This is a genomic window from Clostridium sp. 2218st1_F5_2218SCRN_220325 (genome assembly GCF_039062665.1).
Classification (GTDB): domain Bacteria; phylum Bacillota; class Clostridia; order Peptostreptococcales; family Peptostreptococcaceae; genus Intestinibacter.
Genome location: NZ_JBCLNH010000013.1, coordinates 16207 through 32838 on the forward strand (window position 1 = coordinate 16207; position 16632 = coordinate 32838).

Below are 16632 nucleotides of genomic sequence, written 5' to 3' on the forward strand. Positions count from 1 at the left end.
TATATAAACTATTTATATAAATCGCCGAGGAATTTAATGTATATTGAGTTCCTTGGCGATTTTTTGTATTATACTAAGTATAATAAAATAATAATTAATTAAAAATTACATAATAACTATAAAAATATTAATATATAAAAAAAGAGGTGTATTATGAAAAATAAAAGTGTAAAAGAAATAAAAGAGATAGTAGATAATTTAAATGAAGATCAATATGTAGAATATATACAATTATTGAATCAAGATGATAGAAAATCAGTTCAGAATATAGCTAAGAGCTTAGGTAAAAAATTAGAAAAAATAAAAAAAGAAGAAGAGAGACTTGAGTTTATAAATACATTTGAAAATGAAGGATATGCAAATGGATATTTATATATAGGAGGAGTTGATGAAGCTGGAAGAGGGCCTTTAGCAGGACCAGTAGTAGCCAGTGTAGTAGTATTTGAAAAAGGAACAAAAATTCCGTACATAAATGACTCTAAAAAGCTTTCTGAAGCAAAAAGGGATGAATTATTCGACATAATAAAAGAACAGGCATTAGATTATGGAATAGGCATTGTAGAAAATGATGAAATAGATGAATATAATATCTTAAATGCTACATATATGGCTATGAATAAAGCGATAAATGCATTAAGTAAAAAGCCAGATTATTTACTTTTAGATGCAGTTACAATACCTGATTTAGATATAAAACAATTCCCGATAATAAAAGGGGATTCTAAATCAATATCTATAGCAGGCGCTAGTATACTTGCCAAAGTTACAAGAGATAGACTTATGTATAAATATGATGAAATATATCCACAATACGGATTTAAACATCATAAAGGATATGGAACAAAAGAGCATTATGAGGCTATTGAAAAATATGGTATAACTCCTATTCATAGAAAGAGTTTCTTAAAGAATGTGTTATAATTACTATGAGAATTAGAAGATAAATTAACTAAAAATTTAAAAATACTATTTGGGAGGATTAAATATGGATTACAAAAGTGTCTTAAAGAGTGCAAGAGAAAACTTAAATGGAAGTTGTAAAGTATGTAAAGTATGTAATGGTATAGCATGTTCAGGTGAGGTCCCAGGAATGGGTGGAAAAGGAACAGGTGTAGCATTTACTGAAAATATAAAAAGTCTAGAAAAAGTCAAAATAAATATGAGGGTTTTACACAATGTTAAAAATCCAGATACATCAGTAGAAATGTTTGGCAAAAAAATGAAAGCTCCTATATTTGCAGCTCCAGTATCAGGAACTACTTTAAATATGGGTGGAAAATATACTGAAAAAGAATATATATCATGGGTAATAGAAGGATGTTTAAAAGCTGGAATATATCCAATGGTAGGAGATACTGCAATAGAAACTTTCTTGACTGATAATTTAGAAGTATTAAAAGAAAAAAATGCAGATGGTATAGCATTTATAAAACCATGGGAAAATGATGCTATAATTTCAAAAATGAAATTAGCAGAAGATGCAGGTGTATTTGCGCTTGGTGTAGATGTAGATGCATGTGGATTAGTTACTTTATCACTTCACGGTAAAAATGTAGAACCAAAAACTTTAGATAAAATAAAAGAATTAAAAAAAGCTACAAAACTACCTTTTATACTAAAAGGACTTATGACAGTAGATGAAGCTATATTAGCGGCAGAAGCTGGTGTAGATGCAATAGTTGTATCTAATCATGGTGGTAGAGTACTAGACTGTACTCCAGGAGCAGCTGATGTACTTCCTGCCATAGCAAAAGCTGTAAAAGGGAAAACTATAATACTTGCTGACGGTGGAGTTAGAACAGGTGTTGATGTATTAAAATTAATAGCTTTAGGAGCAGATGGTGTATTAATCGGTAGACCATTTGTAACAGCATCTTTTGGTGGCGGTACTGAAGGTGTAGAGATTTATGTAAATAAAATAATATCAGAGCTTGAGGCGACTATGAGACTTACTGGATGTGCTACTATAGCTGATATAGATGAAAGAGTAATATTTAGTAAATAAAAATTAAAAAATATCAATATATGTAAAAAGAGGCGTTATTTAGCCTCTTTTTTAAATAATATTAAAAATAAAACAATATCAATTTAAGTAATATGATAATATAAATAATATATAGGGATTAATCTATATTTTGGCAATTCTATAAAAAGCGGGTGAAAAGGGTGAGAATGGAGAGAATATTAGACTTAGAGCTTTTGAAAATAAAAGATAGTATTGAAGATTATACTTATTTTGGAGGAAATCAAGAGTGGTTTGAAACAAAATGGAGAAGAATGTCAGGATGTGGTCCTACAACTGCTTCAACGATTATTATGTATGAGGATATAAAAAATAATATAGACAAATTTCAACATTATAGTAAATCAGAATTTTTAGTATTAATGAATGATGTTTGGGAGTTTATAACACCTCAGATTGGAAGAGGAGTAAATACAATTGAATTATTTTTAGAAGGATTTGAAAAATATATAAACTCGAGACAACATAAAAATATAAAATCCAATTTTTTAAAAATACCGAAAAAAGTTGAGGAAAGACCTTCAAATAAAGAAGTATTTAAATTTTTAGATGAAGCATTAGAAAAAGGCCATCCAATCGCATTTTTAAATTTAGACAATGGCAAAGAAAAAAACTTAGATGCATGGCATTGGGTTACGGTAGTAGGTGTTTTATATTGCGACTTGGATGATAAATTAGAAATTACAATTTGTGATGAAGGAATATTAAAAAAAATAAATCTAAGTTTATGGATTGAAACTACTAAAAATGAAGGTGGATTTGTTTATTTTGAATAAATTTATTATTTAAAACTTATTATCATAAGCAATAGATAAAGTCGGTGGATAAATAAGTGAAGTGAATTTTGTAGAAATTAAAAAAGCTAAGTAGAATATGAATCTACCTAGCTTTTATTTAGTTTATTTAATTTTCAAATGGACTCTTTACAATGCTTATTTTATCATCTGTTTTTATAAGTTCAGATGTATTTTTATAAGATTGTTTTAGATAACTTTGATCTATATATGTTGTTTTTTCTAATATATTATCGGCAACAGGTATTATTTCATAAACGCTTTTGCCACCAGATTCGTATTTATTTACCCAAGTTGGTATACAAGTAACTTTTTTAACTTTAGCTTCATTATTACCTTGTTTTTCGATATTTATATCTACCATAAGACCATCTTCTGTATACATGCTTATATATTCTCTTCTTTGGTTAGATATATAATTTCCTAGAGAATAAATAACAAGTGTTTCATTTTTACCATCAGTTGATTTTATTGTCTCTACAGGTTCTACAACATGAGGATGAGATCCTATTATAATATCTACTCCAGCATCACATAATTTTTGAGCTAATTTCTTTTGAAAATCATTAGGCGTTCTGCTATATTCATCTCCCCAGTGAATTATAACTATTTGCATATCTGTATCATCTTGATATTTTTTAACAGTAGAATAAATTGTATCAAATGCCTTATTTACATCAGAAGTATCAAATACATTCATTAAATCAGTTTTATCACTAGAAACTTTTATACCATTTAAATATTTTGTTCCATTTTTAATTTCTCCATAAGTATAAGATGTAATACCAAGTTTTATATTGTTTACATTTTCTATTATGTAATCATCATCTGATGTTTTTTGACGAGTACCTACAGTATCGAATCCTTTTGATTTTAATGTAGATAAAGTACGTTCAACACCTAAGCTAGACATATCAAAACTATGATTATTGATAGTTGATAATAAGTCAAATCCAGTATCTTTTAATGCATCTGCAAGTGAATCTGGCGTATTAAATGTTGGATAAGAACTGTAATTATATACATCATTACCAGCAAGTGTAGTTTCTAAGTTAGCTATTGCTAAATCTGCTTTTTGGACATATTCTTTTACGTATTTATAATTATTTTCAAAAGAATATTGTTTTGTGCTCGGATTATATTGTGCATCAAGTTGAGGTGAATGAGCCATTACATCACCACATGCAATTAGAGATGCGCTGTAAGTTTCATTATTTTGTGATTGAGTTAATTCAGTAGTTTTATTTACTTTAGCAACATTATCCCCTTTATTAAATGATTTAACTCCAGCAACAATAGCAACTAAAAATACTACTAAAGCTGCTAATACAATTGTTAGATTTTTACGATTAATTTTTGATTTTTTTTTCTTTTTGTTTCTGTTACTTCCCATTTTTACCCTCCAATAGAAATGTTTATAATATTTATCGTATAATTATTTGTAAAATTTTTCAATTAAAACTTGTAAAAGTGTATATATTGTAACCTTTATGACTAAAATACAAAAAAGATTTTGGGTGGTATATATGGAAATTTATAAAATGATTAAAAATTTAGATAATGTTAAAAAAGGTAAAATAGGGGAAAATATAGCAAAAAAATATTTAATATCACTAGGAATGACTATAATCTGTAGCAATTATAGAACTAAATTTGGTGAAATTGATATTATCGCAAAATTAGAAAACAAAATAATATTTGTGGAAGTAAAGTCTAGAATGTCTAAAGATTATGGACTTGCATGTGAAGCAGTTGATTATAAAAAGGCATCAAAAATAACTTCTGTTGCAAAATATTATATTTCCACAAATAATTTAAAAAACTATGAAATAAGATTTGATGTGATTGAGATTTATTTTATTGAAGAAAAAATAAATCATATAGAAAATGCATTTTAAGAAAGGATAGTTATGTTAAGTATAGTGAATTCATGTAATCTAATTGGAATAGATGGCTTTATTGTAAATGTAGAAGTCGACATTACTAGAGGGATGCCTTGTTTTAATATAGTAGGCTTAGCTAGTATTGAAATAAAAGAAGCAAAAGAACGAGTAAAATCAGCAATTATAAATAGCGACTTTGAATTTCCAACAAAGAGAATAGTGGTAAATTTATCACCAGCAGATATAAAAAAAGAAGGGTCTTTATTAGATTTACCTATATCTATTGGACTTCTTATAAATTATATAAAAAGAGAAAAATCATATTTTGACGAGACAATATTTGTAGGTGAATTATCTTTAGATGGAACATTAAAAAAAGTCAGAGGTATTTTGCCTATAGTTTTGAGTGCAAAACAAAATGGATATAAAAGAATATTTATTCCATATGATAATTTAAAAGAAAGTTCATATGTAGATGGTATAGAGATAATACCAATAAAAAATCTGAAAGAATGTATATCATATATAAATAGTAGAGAAAAATTTGATTTAACTTCTATATTAAAAATTTATGATATCGATACAGAAAATGAAAGCTATGAAGAAGATTTTTCTGATGTAAGAGGTAATTATTTTGTAAAAAGGGGGCTTGAAATTGCAGCAGCGGGAAATCATAATGTTATCTTAATGGGACCACCAGGGTGTGGCAAAACAATGATGGCGAGAAGAATAAGAACTATAATGCCGGATTTAGATAAAGATGAAATGATGGAAATAAGCAAAATATACAGTATAGCGGGACTTATAAATAACGATATAGGAATTATAAATAAAAGACCATTTAGAGCTCCACATCACAGTGCAACAAATATTTCGCTGCTTGGAGGAGGGGCAAAAGCTACCCCAGGGGAAATAGTATTAGCTCATAGGGGTGTATTGTTTTTAGATGAATTAGCTGAATTTAATAGAAAAACTTTAGACATGCTAAGGCAACCGATAGAAGACGGAACAATAAGTATATCTAGATTAAAGTTTCACATTAAATATCCATGCAATACCTTGATTGTAGCAGCTATGAATCCTTGTCCATGTGGGTATTTTATGTCTAACACAGAATGTAAATGTAGTGCTAGTGAAATAATGAGATATAAAAATAAAATATCAGGACCACTATTAGATAGATTTGATATATTTTTAGATGTAGATCGAATTGAAATAGGAGAATTTAATGAAAATAATCTAAATGAGACATCTGAAACAATAAAAAATAGAGTACAAAAAGCTAAAGATATACAAATAGAGCGTTTTAAAAATAGCAATATAAAAAACAATGATGAAATAAGCTCATATCAAATTAACAACTACTGCAAGTTAAATAAAGAAGGTAAAAATACAGCAAATAAAATATTTAATAAATATAAATTGAGCAATAGGAGTTATACAAAATTACTTAAAACTGCTAGAACAATAGCAGACTTAGAAGTATGTGAAGAAATACAAAAAAATCATATATTAGAAGCTTTTTCATATAGAAAAGGATATTATAAATATTTTAAATGAGGTGATAATATGGAAGAGAGGGAAATGTATTTATTCTTAAGTTCGATATATAGAATTACCCAAGAAGACATAATTTCTTTAAAAAATGAATTTGAAAAATTAATAAATTTAATGTATTTAGAAAAAGATAAGATTTTGAAAAATAAAAAAATAAATTTAAAATTATCACGAAATATAGTAAAATATAGAAGTCCTGAAAGAATAGAAAAAATAAAAGCGGTTTTACAACAACAGCAAATACATTACATATGTATTGAAGATGATGATTATCCAGAGAGATTAAAACATATTTCTAAGCCACCGCCTATATTATTTTATAAAGGGGATATTTCTTTTTTACAAGGGGGAAACGTTATATCAGTTATTGGATCTAGGACTCCGACTAAATACGGTCTTAAATATGTAAGAAAATTTACAAAAGAATTATCTGATTGTGGTATGCATGTTGTAAGTGGACTTGCTATAGGGATAGACTGTGAATCTCATCTTGCATGTATGGAAGGTAAATATGGAAAAACAGCTGCGATATTGGGAAGTCCTCTTGATAATATAAGGCCTGCCGTAAATTTAAAAACAGCAAATAAGATTTTAGAAAATGGTGGAGCAATAATATCAGAGTTTTTTTTAGGCACAGATGTAACTCCATTAAATTTTATTATGAGAAATAGAATTATAAGCGGTATAAGTGAAGCTACTTTTATAATAGAAGCTGCTGAAAAGAGTGGCGCTTTATCAACTGCTAGATACTCAAATAATGAAGGAAGGGAAGTATTTGTAATACCTGGAAGAATAGATGACCCTAAAAGTAGAGGTTGTTTAGATTTACTTTTTGAAGGTGCATTAATAGTAAGAGAGTTAAAGGATATAACACAACATCGCGTATATTATGACCATATGAAAAAATTTTGTACTTTAAATAATTGCAAAGATAGTATAGAATATGATATTAAGAGTTTAAATTATGAAAAACAGGAAATTTTAAACTCAATACGACAAAATGGTAATATAAAAATAGATGATATTTGTGATTATACTGGAATTGATATAAAAACAATAAACTCAAATATAAATGAACTATTAATAGATGACTATATTATTGAAATGGAAAATAAGACTTATGGATTTAATGTTTAACATAAAAAGTGGGGGTGTAAAAACATGGCGAAAGCATTAGTAATTGTCGAATCGCCAGCTAAGGCTAAAACAATAGAAAAGTTTTTGGGAAAAAGTCACTACACAGTTAAGGCTTCAGTAGGACATGTAAGAGACCTACCAAAGAGCCAACTAGGTGTTGATATAGAAAATAATTTTGAACCAAAATATATAAATATAAGAGGTAAGGGTGATGTGATTAAAGAGCTAAAAAAGGAAGCTAAAAAAGCTAAAAAAGTTTATCTAGCTACCGACCCTGATAGAGAAGGGGAAGCTATATCATGGCACTTATCTTATATTTTAAATATAGATGAAGATGAAAAATGTAGGATAGAATTTAATGAAATAACAAAAGGCGCTATTAAAAATGCAATAAAAAATCCTAGAAATATAGACTTAAACTTAGTAGATGCACAACAAGCGAGAAGGGTTTTAGATAGATTACTAGGATATCAAATAAGTCCTATATTATGGCAAAAGGTGAGAAAAGGTTTAAGTGCAGGTAGAGTTCAATCTGTCACAACTAAATTAATATGTGAAAGAGAAGAAGAAATTAAATCTTTTATACCTAAAGAATATTGGACTATAGAATTAGTTGTCTTAAATAAAGACGGAGAAGAATTTACATTAAAATTCTATGGAGAAGACGGCAAGAAAATAGATTTAGAAAATGAAGCTCAAGTAAATAAAATATTAGATATTATAAACAACGCAGAATTGACTGTAAGCAAAATAGAATCTAAAAGTCGTAGAAAATCAGCTCCAAAGCCATTTACAACAAGTGTGCTTCAACAAGATGCTGCAAATAAACTAAACTTTACGACTAAAAAGACTATGATGGTTGCCCAAGAACTTTATGAAGGTATAGATATAAAGGGAGAAGGCACAGTAGGTCTTATATCTTATATAAGAACAGACTCTAAGAGAATATCTGAAGAAGCGAGAGAAAAAGCAAAAGATTATATAGTAGATTCAATAGGTCAAAACTACTACAAAGACCACACAAAAGACAGTAAAGGCAAAAAAGAAAAGAAAGTTCAAGATGCCCATGAGGCTATAAGACCTACTTCTGTAGAGAGAACTCCAGATAGTATCAAAGATTCTTTAAGCAAAGATCAATATAAATTATACAATTTAATTTGGAGAAGATTTGTTGCAAGTCAAATGGAAGATTCTATATTTGATGTATTAAATGTAGAATGTAATATTGAAAATCTAGTATTTAAAGCTACTGGGTCTAAACTTAAATTTGACGGATATACGAAAATTTATAATTTTACAGATAGAGAAGATAAAATACTTCCAAGTTTAAGTGAAGGAGAGAGTTTAAAAATACAAAAACAAGACCCTCAACAACACTTTACATCTCCTCCACCAAGATATACTGAAGCTAGTTTAGTAAAAACTTTAGAGGAGCTTGGAATAGGAAGACCAAGTACTTATGCACCTACAATAACAACTATACTAAATAGAGAATATGTTGAAAAGGAAGGTACAAGTTTACTTCCAACAGAGTTAGGTATAATAGTGACAAAAATACTAGATGAGAATTTCCACAAATTTATGGAAGTTGACTTTACAGCTGATATGGAATCACAGTTAGACCAAATTGAAGAAGGCAATGCTGAGTGGAAACACGTAGTTGAGGAATTTTATTCACCACTAGAAGAAGCGATTAAAACAGCCTTAGAAAATATAGAAAAAGTAAATATGGATGAAGAAACTGACGAGATTTGTGAACTTTGTGGCTCAAATATGGTAATAAAATACGGTAGATTTGGAAAGTTTATGGCTTGCAAAAATTATCCTGAATGTAAAAATACAAAACCTATAGTAAATAAAATAGGTGTTAAATGTCCAAAATGTAAAGAAGGGGACATTATAATGAGAAAAAGTAAAAAGAAAAAGGTATTTTACGGATGTTCAAACTATCCTGAGTGTGATTTTGTAGCTTGGAACAAACCTGTAGAAGAACCTTGTGAAGAATGTGGATCTTATATGTATGAGAAATACTCTAAATCTGGTACTAAAATAGTATGTTCAAATAAGGATTGTAAACATGAACGTATTGTTAAAGAAGAATAGAGGTATTATCAAACAATCATATTGCTAAAATGAGTGAAAATTTGAAATATTTAATTATATTATTGAATTGATTACAGAAATATGTTAAGATTACATTGTATAAATGTTATTATGAACATTATTATATTTTGATTTATATTTAGATTGACTTAAATTAAGGAGAGGATTAAATGGCAAGCGAAGTACTACAAAAAACGAGAAGAATTAATAAAACTCTACAAACTAGCAGCGGAAGCAAAGTATCTTTTGACAGATTAGCAGAAACATTAGGCGAAGTTTTAGATGCCAATGTTTATGTTTTAAATACAAAGGGGAAAGTATTAGGATTACATTTAACAGATATACAAGATAGTTCAGTTGTAATAGATGAAGATACTAAACAAAAAAGATTCCCGACTGAATACAACGAAAGCTTACTTAAAATATCAGAAACACTAGATAACTTAACTGGAGAAAAATTAGTTCAATTATTCCCAGATGAACATAGTAGAAGTGAAAAATATCTTACAATAGTTCCTATACTTGGAAGTGGACAAAGATTAGGATCACTAGTATTATCTAGATATGACAAAGTGTTTAACGATGATGACTTAGTTATATCAGAATACAGTGCTACTGTAATAGGTATGGAAATATTAAAATCTTTAAGTGAAGAATTAGAAGTTGAAATGCGTAAAAAAGCTGTAGTTCAAATGGCAATAGGTACGCTTTCTTACTCTGAACTTGAAGCTGTAGAGCATATATTTAATGAATTAAACGGAAATGAAGGTCTATTAGTAGCTAGTAAAATAGCTGATAGAGTTGGAATAACAAGATCAGTAATAGTAAATGCTTTAAGAAAATTCGAGAGTGCAGGTGTTATAGAATCTAGATCATTAGGTATGAAGGGAACTCATATAAAAATACTTAACGATAAATTAATACCTGAATTAAAAAAAGTAAGAAATAATTATTAATTAAAAATTAATTTTAGAAATCCTTCTTTATATAAAGAAGGATTTTTTGATATAAAAAATTTATACTATTTAGTAGATAAGGAGGCAACATGCAACCTTTAGCAGATAAATTAAGACCAGAGACTATAGAAGATATGGTAGGACAATCTCATATTATTGGAAAGGGAAAGATAATAAATAGATTAATTGAAAATAAAACTATTCCAAATATGATTTTATATGGACCACCAGGAACAGGAAAGACGACATTGGCAAATATAATAGCTAATGTTACAGGTAAAAAATATATAAAATTAAATGCAGTAAATTGTGGTGTAAAAGAAATAAAAGAAGCTATAGATAATAGTAAAAGAGATTTATTTTCATATAACGGCATTATATTAATGCTAGATGAGATACAAGCACTAAATAAAAAACAACAGCAGGCATTGTTGGAGGTAATTGAAGAAGGTTCTGTTACTTTAATTGCTAGCACAGCAGACAATCCTTATTTTGTTGTCTATAAAGCTATACTAAGTCGAAGTACTATATTTGAATTTAAGCCTATACAAAAACAAGATATATACTTAGGTTTAAAGAGAGCTGTAAATAGATTAAAACCAATGTATACATATGAAAATATAAATGTAGAAGATGAAGCTCTTAGATATATAGCAGAGACTTGTAATGGCGATATGAGAAGTGCATTAAATAAATTAGAGTTAGTTTTTAATATTGGAATTGATGTAGGGACAAATAGCGTGAATATAACATTAGAAGATACTATAAATTGTTCTAGTGTCAAAATATTAAACTATGATAATAAAGGTGACGATAGCTACTCTGTATTATCAGCTTTTCATAAATCTCTCAGAGGTTCTGATGAAAATGCGGCACTACATTATTTAGCTAGACTTATAAAGTCACAAGATATCCAATCTATAATTAGAAGGTTGTTGTGTGTTGCAAGTGAAGATGTAGGTTTAGCTGTGCCACAAGCTATAACAATAACTAATGCATGTGTTGAAGCTGCACTAAAACTAGGATTTCCAGAGGCAAGATTGCCATTAGCACAAGCTACTGTATATTTAGCAAGATGCCCGAAATCAAATTCAGTAGCAGAGGCTATCGATATGGCATTATACGATTTAGACAATATAGAAACAGGTGAGATACCGAATCATCTAAAAGATGCACATTATGCAGGGGCGGCGAAATTAGGAAGAGGTGTTGAATATAAATATCCTCACAATTATCCTAATAACTATATAAAACAACAATACCTCCCAGATGCTATCAAAGATAAAAAATACTATAAAGCTGGAAATAATAAAAATGAAATGGCATATGAACAATATTGGAACAATTTAAAAAAATAAATTAAAAGACAAACATAACGTTTGTCTTTTTTAATTCTAAGGAAATTATACATTATCTGGTTTGTGGATAATGTATAATTTCCAACCTATTAATTAAAGCAACGGACGGAGTCGTTGGCGATATGAACGCAGTGAATTTTTATTTATTTTTTATTAGAGAATTTATTGATAAAAAAAATGGTAATATTTATAATTAGGTTAGAAAACTTTATTTATAATACATAAAATGAAACGACAGGGGTTGGAGATAGTCGTATTTGGGGGATTCATATGATTAAAATATTAGACAAAAAATATGAAAAGAAGGTTATTGAATATTTAAATCTTGAAAAAGAGATTAATACATTTAACCTACAAGAAATACAGAATTATGGATTTGAAAATGTATTTTATAAGATATATTCAGACATAGATGAATTTGGGAACATAAAAGGGATATTGTTTAAATGTTTTGAATATCTTACTTTTTATGCTTATAAAGACTTTGATGTTGATGGATTTTGTAAATTTATATCTGATATGGAATTTAGCGAGATAAGTGGAAAATCCAGTTGTGTCGATATAATTGCAGAAAAATTAGGATTATTAAAATATAGAAAAGTACATCTATGTGAGCTTGAAGAGATAAATGAAGAGGATAAGGATCTTGATTGTAATTTGAAATTAAAAAAAATAAATGTATTTAATATAAAGAGAGTAGTGAATTTATATGAGCAAATAACTGAATTTCAAAATACGACTTTAGAAGGTTTAAGATCAAATTTAAAAAGCGGTAGAGGTTATTGCATTGAGTATAGAAAAAAAATAATATCAATGGCAAAATCTACTGCAGAAAATAAAAATACAGCTATGATTATAGGTGTTGGAACACATCCCAAATATAGAAATCAAGGCCTAGCAACAAAATGTCTTATTAAATTATGCGAAGAACTCTTAAAAGAAGGGATAAAGCCATGTTTATTTTATGACAATGAGGAAGCTGGAAAACTATATCGAAAATTGGGGTTTAAAAGAATAGATGAGTGGACAGTATATTATAAAGATTAAAAAAAGTACTTTAAATACAGTAATTTCAATGCTTTAAAAAAATAATTTAATTCTGACTAAAATAGTCTAAATTAATGTTGACAAAATTACTCGAGTATAATACAATTATAACAGTAAGATAAATCCTACTAAAAAAGTAGGAATAAAAAGGGTGATAAAATGAAACTATCAACTAAAGGTAGATATGGGCTCAAGGCTATGTTTGAATTATCACTTAATCATAGTAAGGGGCCAGTATCTATAAAAAATATTGCTGCCAAACAAAATATACCGGAGCAATACTTAGAACAGATTTTTTCAAAACTAAAAAAAGCAAATTTAATAAAAAGTGTAAGAGGTGCCCAAGGAGGGTATCTATTATCTAGAAAAGCAAGTGAAATAACAGTATATGACATATTGACTGTACTTGAAGGGCCTGTATCAATATCTGATTGTTTGCTAGATAAAGACTCATGTCAAAACTCAGACAGTTGTGTAACAAAATTAGTCTGGGAAAAGATGAGAGATGCCATGGACAATGTTATGAAATCTATTACACTTTGTGATATGGTAAACAATTATAATGAAACTCATAATATAAATAGGTTAGAGAATGATATTTATTGTTTAATGAATAATGAAATAAAAAAATAGGAGATGACAATCATGGAAAAAAGAAGAATATATATGGACTATGCAGCAACTACTCCAGTTAAGTCTGAAGTATTAGAGGCTATGATGCCTTATTACACTACTTACTTTGGAAATGCTTCAAGTTTCCATCAATTCGGTAGAGAAGCAAAAGAAGGTTTAGATAAAGGGAGAGCTCAAGTAGCTTCATTAATAAATGCAGACCCAAGAGAAGTATATTTCACTAACGGTGGATCTGAAAGTGATAACTGGGCTTTAGAAGGAACTGCTTTTGCTAGAAGAAATAAAGGAAATCATATAATAACTAGTAAAATAGAACATCATGCAGTACTACATACTTGTGAATACTTAGAAAAAGTTCACGGATTTGAAGTAACATACTTAGATGTAGATGCTGATGGTAAAGTAGATTTAGAACAATTAAAAAACGTTATAACTGACAAAACAATACTTGTAAGTGTAATGTATGCTAATAACGAAATAGGTACTATACAACCTATAAAAGAAATAACAGAAATAGCTCATGCACATGGCGCTTTAATGCATACAGATGCTGTTCAAGCATGTGGTAATATACCAGTTGATGTTAAAGATTTAGGTGTAGACTTAATGAGTATGTCTGGACATAAAATATACGGACCTAAAGGGATCGGAGCTTTATACATCAAAAAAGGTGTAAAAATCCATAATTTCATGCACGGTGGAGCTCAAGAAAGAAGAAAAAGAGCCGGTACTGAAAATGTTCCTGCAATAGTAGGATATGGAAAAGCTGCTGAAATGGCTAAAAACAACATGGAAAACCATGTTAGAGAACTTACAAGACTTAGAGATAAATTAATGTATGGTTTACAAGAAAGAATACCTCATACAAGAATAAACGGTCATAAAACAGATAGATTACCAGGTACTGCAAATGTATCATTCCAATTTATAGAAGGTGAAGGTATATTATTACTTCTTGACCAAGCTGGAATAGCTGGTTCTTCAGGTTCTGCTTGTACATCAGGTTCATTAGATCCATCACATGTACTTATGGCTTTAGGTTTACCACATGAATTAGCTCATGGATCTTTAAGACTTGTAGTTGGTGACTTTACAACTGAAGAAGATGTAGACTATGTATTAGAAACATTACCACCAATCATAGCTAGACTTAGAGAATTATCTCCATTATATCAAACATATATAAAAGAACATCCAGAAGAAAAAAAATAAGTGATTAATATATAGATATAATGGGTAAAAAATAAATATACAAAAGAAATAAATGACATTAAAATAAATACACAAAATAGGGCTTAAATTGAAATTAACTTATATTAACTCATAGATAAAAATAAAAAATTAGTAAAATTAGGAGGATTAAGATTATGCAATATAGTGATAAAGTAATGGACCATTTCTTACATCCAAGAAATGTTGGAGAAATAGAAGATGCAAGTGGTGTAGGTGAAGTAGGAAACGCAAAATGTGGGGATATAATGAAAATATTCTTAGACGTAGAAGATGATATAATAAAAGACGTTAAATTCCAAACATTTGGATGCGGTTCTGCAATAGCAAGTTCATCAATGGCTACAGAACTTATAAAAGGTAAAAGTATACATGAAGCTTTAGCTTTAACTAACAAAGCAGTAGCAGAAGCTTTAGATGGACTTCCACCAGTAAAAATGCACTGTTCAGTTTTAGCAGAACAAGCTATAAAAGCTGCACTTGTAGACTACGCTCAAAAAAATAACATAGATATACCAGAATTAGAAGGATTCGAACCAGACCATGACCATGATCATGACCACGGAGTAGAAGACGAAGACTAAGAAAATTTTTAAAATAAATATAAGAAAAATCTTTGGGATAATCTCAAAGATTTTTTCTTGTTTATAGATTTTTTAATAATTAATGTTTTAATGCTTTTAAAATTATTGCAAAATAGATATAATATAAAAACGAGGTGATAAACAAATATGAAAAAGAAAGTAATGATAGGTATGAGTGGTGGAGTAGATAGTTCTGTTGCTGCCTATTTATTAAAAGAACAAGGATATGATGTAATCGGTGTAACTATGAAGTTATGGCAAGATGATGAAGAGTACGAATTAATAGAAAATGATGGCGGATGTTGCTCTTTAGAAGCCGTAGAAGATGCTAGAAGCGTTGCGCAAAAGTTAGGCATACCGTTTTATGTATTAAACTTCAAAGAAGTATTTAAAGAGAAAGTAATCGATTATTTTATAGATGAATATATAAATGGTAGAACTCCAAATCCATGTATAGCATGTAATAAACATATAAAATTTGACGATCTATATAGAAGAGCTAGACAAATAGGATGTGATTATGTAGCAACAGGTCACTACGCTAGAATAGAAAAAGACGAAGAAACAGGAAGATATCTTCTTACTAAATCTGTTACAGATAAAAAAGACCAAACATATGCGCTATATAATCTAACACAAGATCAATTAGAACATACACTACTGCCAATAGGTGAGTTCGAAAAAGAAAAAGTAAGAGAAATGGCTAAAGAACTTGGCTTAGTAGTTCACAATAAACCAGATAGTCAAGAAATATGTTTCGTAAAAGACAACGACTATGCAAACTACGTAAAAAGACATTCAAACACAAGTATAAAAGAAGGTAATTTTGTAGATACTAAAGGTAATGTTTTAGGAAGACATAAAGGAATAGTAAACTACACAATAGGCCAAAGAAAAGGTCTAGGAATAGCATTTGGTAAGCCTATGTTTGTAATAGACATAAATGCTAAAAACAACACAGTTATCTTAGGTGATAACTCAGACTTATTCCAATACAACTTAATCGCAAAAGACGTTAACTTTATATCAATAGAAGATATAAAAGAACCTATAAGAGTAAAAGCAAAAGTAAGATATGCAGCAAAACCAGCTGATGCGACAGTTTATAAAGTTGCTGAAGATAAAATAAAAATCGTATTTGACGAAGCTCAAAGAGCGATAACAAAAGGACAATCTGTTGTTATGTATGACGGAGATAAAGTTGTCGGTGGAGGAATTATAGAAAGTAGTTTCTAACATAAAAAGACATAAATAATTATTTATGATGACAAATTTATTAAGAAAAATTTAAAAGTAAATTATTTATTGACAAAATATGATTTATACT

Annotated in this window: 15 protein-coding genes; 14 read left to right on the plus strand and 1 reads right to left on the minus strand. The window is 28.7% G+C overall.

Going from position 1 to position 16632, the window contains the following annotated elements; translation table 11 throughout:
* Positions 1–153: 153 nt before the first annotated feature.
* From ABCM86_RS08795 to ABCM86_RS08805, 3 genes are all read left to right on the plus strand, one after another.
* On the plus strand, positions 154–921 hold the full coding sequence (locus ABCM86_RS08795) for a ribonuclease HII (protein WP_195929068.1): 768 nt from the start codon (positions 154–156) through the stop codon (positions 919–921).
* Positions 922–985: 64 nt separating this feature from the next.
* Positions 986–2005: an alpha-hydroxy-acid oxidizing protein gene (locus ABCM86_RS08800; protein ID WP_195929070.1), complete on the plus strand. Its 1020-nt coding sequence runs from the start codon at positions 986–988 to the stop codon at positions 2003–2005.
* 167 nt (positions 2006–2172) lie between these two features.
* Positions 2173–2799, plus strand: a complete 627-nt coding sequence (locus ABCM86_RS08805) for a hypothetical protein (RefSeq protein WP_295675913.1) — start codon at positions 2173–2175, stop codon at positions 2797–2799.
* Positions 2800–2926: 127 nt separating this feature from the next.
* On the opposite strand, the gene ABCM86_RS08810 is transcribed toward ABCM86_RS08805, so the two are convergent.
* Positions 2927–4210, minus strand: coding sequence for a CapA family protein (locus ABCM86_RS08810; protein WP_295734162.1), 1284 nt, complete (start codon positions 4208–4210; stop codon positions 2927–2929).
* Between the two features lie 133 nt (positions 4211–4343).
* Here ABCM86_RS08810 and ABCM86_RS08815 point away from each other — a divergent pair, with 133 nt between their 5' ends.
* The 11 genes from ABCM86_RS08815 to mnmA all read left to right on the plus strand — a co-directional run bounded on the left by ABCM86_RS08815 (position 4344) and on the right by mnmA (position 16541).
* Complete coding sequence (locus ABCM86_RS08815) at positions 4344–4715, plus strand: YraN family protein (protein WP_195929074.1); 372 nt, start codon at positions 4344–4346, stop codon at positions 4713–4715.
* Positions 4716–4727: 12 nt separating this feature from the next.
* Positions 4728–6260: a YifB family Mg chelatase-like AAA ATPase gene (locus ABCM86_RS08820; RefSeq protein WP_295675918.1), complete on the plus strand. Its 1533-nt coding sequence runs from the start codon at positions 4728–4730 to the stop codon at positions 6258–6260.
* A 9-nt stretch (positions 6261–6269) separates the two neighbouring features.
* Entirely contained in the window at positions 6270–7394 is a 1125-nt protein-coding gene (gene dprA / locus ABCM86_RS08825; RefSeq protein ID WP_195929078.1) for a DNA-processing protein DprA, read from the plus strand.
* Between the two features lie 24 nt (positions 7395–7418).
* Complete coding sequence (gene topA, locus ABCM86_RS08830) at positions 7419–9497, plus strand: type I DNA topoisomerase (RefSeq protein ID WP_195929080.1); 2079 nt, start codon at positions 7419–7421, stop codon at positions 9495–9497.
* 170 nt (positions 9498–9667) lie between these two features.
* The gene (gene codY / locus ABCM86_RS08835; protein WP_195929082.1) at positions 9668–10453 is read left to right on the plus strand and encodes a GTP-sensing pleiotropic transcriptional regulator CodY; all 786 of its coding nucleotides are present in this window, start codon (positions 9668–9670) and stop codon (positions 10451–10453) included.
* A gap of 89 nt (positions 10454–10542) precedes the next feature.
* Positions 10543–11811: a replication-associated recombination protein A gene (locus tag ABCM86_RS08840; protein ID WP_295734165.1), complete on the plus strand. Its 1269-nt coding sequence runs from the start codon at positions 10543–10545 to the stop codon at positions 11809–11811.
* 270 nt (positions 11812–12081) lie between these two features.
* Positions 12082–12858, plus strand: coding sequence for a GNAT family N-acetyltransferase (locus tag ABCM86_RS08845; RefSeq protein WP_295675924.1), 777 nt, complete (start codon positions 12082–12084; stop codon positions 12856–12858).
* Between the two features lie 159 nt (positions 12859–13017).
* Complete coding sequence (locus ABCM86_RS08850) at positions 13018–13491, plus strand: Rrf2 family transcriptional regulator (RefSeq protein ID WP_195929088.1); 474 nt, start codon at positions 13018–13020, stop codon at positions 13489–13491.
* Between the two features lie 12 nt (positions 13492–13503).
* Positions 13504–14703 (plus strand): cysteine desulfurase NifS, encoded by a 1200-nt coding sequence (gene nifS / locus ABCM86_RS08855; RefSeq protein WP_195929090.1) that lies wholly within the window; start codon positions 13504–13506, stop codon positions 14701–14703.
* A gap of 155 nt (positions 14704–14858) precedes the next feature.
* Positions 14859–15305: a Fe-S cluster assembly scaffold protein NifU gene (gene nifU / locus ABCM86_RS08860; protein WP_195929092.1), complete on the plus strand. Its 447-nt coding sequence runs from the start codon at positions 14859–14861 to the stop codon at positions 15303–15305.
* A gap of 147 nt (positions 15306–15452) precedes the next feature.
* Positions 15453–16541: a tRNA 2-thiouridine(34) synthase MnmA gene (gene mnmA / locus ABCM86_RS08865; protein ID WP_295572632.1), complete on the plus strand. Its 1089-nt coding sequence runs from the start codon at positions 15453–15455 to the stop codon at positions 16539–16541.
* Positions 16542–16632: the final 91 nt, after the last annotated feature.

Coding starts and splice junctions, on each gene's coding strand:
- ABCM86_RS08795 (WP_195929068.1), top strand. CDS start 154: ATGAAAAATAAAAGTGTAAAAGAAATAAAAGAGATAGTAGATAATTTA.
- ABCM86_RS08800 (WP_195929070.1), top strand. CDS start 986: ATGGATTACAAAAGTGTCTTAAAGAGTGCAAGAGAAAACTTAAATGGA.
- ABCM86_RS08805 (WP_295675913.1), top strand. CDS start 2,173: ATGGAGAGAATATTAGACTTAGAGCTTTTGAAAATAAAAGATAGTATT.
- ABCM86_RS08810 (WP_295734162.1), bottom strand. CDS start 4,210: ATGGGAAGTAACAGAAACAAAAAGAAAAAAAAATCAAAAATTAATCGT.
- ABCM86_RS08815 (WP_195929074.1), top strand. CDS start 4,344: ATGGAAATTTATAAAATGATTAAAAATTTAGATAATGTTAAAAAAGGT.
- ABCM86_RS08820 (WP_295675918.1), top strand. CDS start 4,728: ATGTTAAGTATAGTGAATTCATGTAATCTAATTGGAATAGATGGCTTT.
- dprA (WP_195929078.1), top strand. CDS start 6,270: ATGGAAGAGAGGGAAATGTATTTATTCTTAAGTTCGATATATAGAATT.
- topA (WP_195929080.1), top strand. CDS start 7,419: ATGGCGAAAGCATTAGTAATTGTCGAATCGCCAGCTAAGGCTAAAACA.
- codY (WP_195929082.1), top strand. CDS start 9,668: ATGGCAAGCGAAGTACTACAAAAAACGAGAAGAATTAATAAAACTCTA.
- ABCM86_RS08840 (WP_295734165.1), top strand. CDS start 10,543: ATGCAACCTTTAGCAGATAAATTAAGACCAGAGACTATAGAAGATATG.
- ABCM86_RS08845 (WP_295675924.1), top strand. CDS start 12,082: ATGATTAAAATATTAGACAAAAAATATGAAAAGAAGGTTATTGAATAT.
- ABCM86_RS08850 (WP_195929088.1), top strand. CDS start 13,018: ATGAAACTATCAACTAAAGGTAGATATGGGCTCAAGGCTATGTTTGAA.
- nifS (WP_195929090.1), top strand. CDS start 13,504: ATGGAAAAAAGAAGAATATATATGGACTATGCAGCAACTACTCCAGTT.
- nifU (WP_195929092.1), top strand. CDS start 14,859: ATGCAATATAGTGATAAAGTAATGGACCATTTCTTACATCCAAGAAAT.
- mnmA (WP_295572632.1), top strand. CDS start 15,453: ATGAAAAAGAAAGTAATGATAGGTATGAGTGGTGGAGTAGATAGTTCT.